The organism is Bacillus sp. LR--39 (assembly GCF_053613335.1).
The window spans coordinates 1-751 of the sequence record NZ_JBSIOT010000774.1; the positions used below are offsets into that span (position 1 = coordinate 1).

Annotated in this window: 2 pseudogenes; both read left to right on the plus strand. The window is 44.6% G+C overall.

Going from position 1 to position 751, the window contains the following annotated elements:
- Positions 1-265: pseudogene (locus ACWHAR_RS26465) on the plus strand (lipoprotein YdaJ); the annotation flags it as partial.
- Positions 246-751, plus strand: a pseudogene (gene epsK, locus ACWHAR_RS26470) (cyclic-di-GMP receptor EpsK); the annotation flags it as partial. The pseudogenes ACWHAR_RS26465 and epsK, both read left to right, overlap by 20 nt.

Consider the following 751-nt stretch of genomic DNA (forward strand, 5'->3'; position numbering starts at 1 on the left):
GCGGTATTCGGCAGATACGAAGGAGCCTGCCGTCCAATATGAGTCTCCATCCGTATATGCCTTAGCCGTATTGTTTTTGACAAAACAGCATGAAAACAGTTCTGTCATCAAAGCCATATATGACAGAATGAATGACTTTGAAATTCATGATCCGGGGAAATCGTATTATGGAGGCTATATGAGCGGCACTCAGACGCATTCATTTGACAATCTGCTGCCGCTGTTAGCCGAAAGGAAGCTTTTTAATGAAAATATCATTCAGTGAATCACAAAAATTATTTGCTTATTTTTCAGGGCTCATCGCGGCCCTGTCTTTGTTTATTTATTATGTGTCAGCCCAGCAATCAGAAGGTGCTCTGATCCTTTGCATCACATTTGTCGTCATCGCCGCAGGCATCTGGTTCGGCCCGATTTACGCGCTGGCAGTGACCTTAATCGTACTCTTTGTTCTCGGCACCTTAATGATGTTTTTCCAGACTGGACAGACATCGCTCTTTCCGGCTGAGGAAGGGCTGCGAATGCTTGTCGTGTGGGGAATCGCGCTTTTGCTGTTTTCTTTTATTTCTGGAAGAATCCACGATATTACAGCAGAGCTTCGGCGCTCAATAACACGGCTTCAATCCGAAATTAAAAGCTATGTTGCTGTTGACAGAGTGACCGGTTTTGATAACAAGCAAAGGATGAGGCTGGAGCTTTCAGAAGAAATCAAGCGAGCGGAGCGCTATGGCAATTCTTTTGTTTTTTTGCTGCT